Annotated in this window: 4 protein-coding genes; 3 read left to right on the forward strand and 1 reads right to left on the reverse strand. The window is 68.0% G+C overall.

The window, feature by feature from the left end; translation table 11 throughout:
• Positions 1 to 30: 30 nt before the first annotated feature.
• Positions 31 to 816, reverse strand: coding sequence for an ABC transporter ATP-binding protein (locus AC1VAN_RS17895; RefSeq protein WP_032978432.1), 786 nt, complete (start codon positions 814 to 816; stop codon positions 31 to 33).
• A 188-nt stretch (positions 817 to 1004) separates the two neighbouring features.
• On the opposite strand from AC1VAN_RS17895, the gene AC1VAN_RS17900 reads away from it, so the two are divergent.
• The 3 genes from AC1VAN_RS17900 to AC1VAN_RS17910 all read left to right on the forward strand — a co-directional run.
• Positions 1005 to 2207, forward strand: a complete 1203-nt coding sequence (locus tag AC1VAN_RS17900) for a DesA family fatty acid desaturase (RefSeq protein WP_480986347.1) — start codon at positions 1005 to 1007, stop codon at positions 2205 to 2207.
• Complete coding sequence (locus tag AC1VAN_RS17905; RefSeq protein WP_025875455.1) at positions 2204 to 2539, forward strand: EF-hand domain-containing protein; 336 nt, start codon at positions 2204 to 2206, stop codon at positions 2537 to 2539. The genes AC1VAN_RS17900 and AC1VAN_RS17905 overlap by 4 nt, the downstream gene beginning before the upstream one ends.
• A 19-nt stretch (positions 2540 to 2558) precedes the next feature.
• Positions 2559 to 2640 (forward strand): DNA-formamidopyrimidine glycosylase family protein (locus AC1VAN_RS17910; protein ID WP_480986348.1); only part of this gene is annotated, 82 nt, incomplete at its 3' end.

The raw sequence follows: 2640 nt of genomic DNA on the forward strand, positions 1-2640 counted from the left end.
CCGGACGTCCGGCCCGCCACAGACGCGGTGTCACCCCGCGTACGCGGTCAGCCGTCCTTCCTGTTCCACCACCGTGATCGCACCGCCGAACACGGCTGACAGCGGTTCGTCGCGCAGCAGCTCGGCGCGCGCTCCATCGGCCACCACGCGGCCGTCGCGCAGCAGCACCACGCGCTCGATCTCGGGAATCACTTCCTCGATGTGGTGGGTGACCAGCACCAGGGTGATGCCCTGCTGCGCAAGCACGCGCATGGTGGCGATCAACTGCTGGCGGGCGACCAGGTCCAGCCCGGTGGAGGGTTCATCCAGCAGCAGCGCCTGCGGCCGGTTGACCAGCGCGCGGGCGATCAGCACCCGGCGGGTCTCGCCGGCCGACAGTTCGGCGTAGGCACGCTCACGCAGGCCCGACGCACCGGTCATCGCCAGGGTCTCGCCCACCCGCATGCGCATATCGTCGGTGACCTCGCGGAAGGCCGGCACCATGTAGCTGGCGAAGAACCCCGACAGCACCGCCTGCTCCACCGTCAGCCCCGGCATGTCGGCCAGGTTGCTGCTGAGGTCACCGGTGACGATGCCAAGTTGGGAACGCAGCCGGTCGACCTGCCAGCGGTTCTGCCCCAGCACCTTCACCGCCACCGTGCCGTCGGCCTGCGCCAGCGGGTACAGCTCGCGGGTGATCAGCTTGATGAAGGTGGACTTGCCACAGCCATTGGGGCCGAGCAGGGCGGTGTGCTGGCCCTGCGCGATGCGCAGGCTCAGCCCGTGCAGGACCTTCACCTGTCCGCGCATCACGCTGGCGCGGTCCAGTTCGATCAAGGGCGGCGGGTCCCCGGCGGATGGGGCGGGGTCTACGGCGCGGATGCGCGGATCAAGGGTCGACAACACGGGTCCCCAACTGTGAACGAAGCCACGGAATGGCGCTGCCAATCCAGCGGTGCAAGGTGCAGTTTGCAACGCAAGCGCCCATGATGTCTTCCATACCTGTGTCGCTCTGGAGAGCCGCCATGCCTGATGCCCTGATGTCCCTGCTGACCGGTGGCGTACTGGGCCTGGGCTGGTGGCAGCTGGCCCTGGTGCTGCTGGTCTTCACCCAGCTCACGATCTTCTCGGTCACCCTCTACCTGCACCGCAGCCAGGCGCACCGGGGCGTGGACTTCCATCCGGTGGTCGCGCACTTCTTCCGCTTCTGGACCTGGCTGACCACCTCGATGATCACCAAGGAGTGGGTGGCGATCCATCGCAAGCACCACGCCAAGGTGGAAACCGAGGACGACCCGCACAGCCCGGTTACCCGTGGCRTCGGCCAGGTGTTCTGGCGCGGCGTGGAGCTGTACCGCGAAGCACGCGGCATGCGCGAGGACATCGAACAGTACGGTCGCGGCACTCCGGACGACGCGATCGAGCGCCGCCTGTACACCCCGTATGCAACCCTCGGCCCGGTGCTGCTGTTTGCCATCAACACGGTGCTGTTCGGCCTGCCGGGCGTCGCCCTGTGGGCGATCCAGATGGCGTGGATCCCGTTCTGGGCCGCCGGCGTGGTCAATGGCCTGGGCCACTGGTGGGGCTATCGCAACTACGAGTCGGCCGACACCTCCACCAACCTGACGCCGTGGGCGTTCTGGATTGGTGGCGAGGAACTGCACAACAACCACCATGCGTTCCCCAGCTCGGCGCGCTTTGCGATGCGGCGCTGGGAATTCGACATCGGCTGGAGTGCGATCCGCCTGCTGCAGGCATTGCGCCTGGCCAAGGTCCTGCGTGTCGCGCCGGCCATGGACGTGCGCCCGAACATCGCCGTGCCCGACGCCGATACCCTGAAGGCACTGCTGTCGCATCGCTTCCAGGCGATGACCGACTACCAGCGCAACGTGTTCATGCCGGCATTGCGCGAAGAGGCGCGATACGCGGGTGCAAAGCTGCGCCGATTGCTGCCGCGCCGGCTGCGCCGTGGCCTGGTCAACGACGGCCGCTGGTTGAAGCCGGACAGCCGCGCCCAGCTCAGCGAATGGGTCGCCCAGCGCCCGCGCATCCGCACCCTGGTGGAATACCGCGCACGCCTGGCGACGCTGCTGGAAGCACGCGGCCATGATGCCGCCGAGCGCCTGCGTCAACTGCAGGCCTGGTGCCGCGAGGCCGAGGAAAGCGGCATCGCCGCGCTGCAGGCCTATGCCGCGCGACTGAAGGGCTACACCCTGGTGGGCGGATGAGGGCTGCGCTGACGGCATTGCTGCTGGCCGCCGTGTGCGCACCTGCCGTGCAGGCCCAGGTCAGCGACACTGCCAGTTACCTGCAGCGCATGGACAGCGATGGCGACGGCAAGGTCAGTGAAGCCGAGTACCTGCAGTGGATGCTGTATGCCTTCGATCGCATGGACCGCAACGGCGATGGCGTGCTGACCGCCGACGAACTGCCCGGCGGCAAGGGCAGGGCCATCACCCGCGAACAGCAGCGGCAGGTGATCGTGCAGCGCTTCCACAAGCAGGACGCCAACGGTGACGGATTCCTGGATGCACGGGAACTGGCTGCACCGCCGCGCTGAGCGGGCATAGAATCGTCCCATGCCCGAACTGCCCGAAGTAGAAACCACCCGCCGTGGCCTGGCGCCACACCTGCAGGGTCGCCGCGTGCACGGGGTGATCC

Source organism: Stenotrophomonas sp. 05L44_2, assembly GCF_056665995.1.

Coding starts and splice junctions, on each gene's coding strand:
- AC1VAN_RS17905 (WP_025875455.1), top strand. CDS start 2,204: ATGAGGGCTGCGCTGACGGCATTGCTGCTGGCCGCCGTGTGCGCACCT.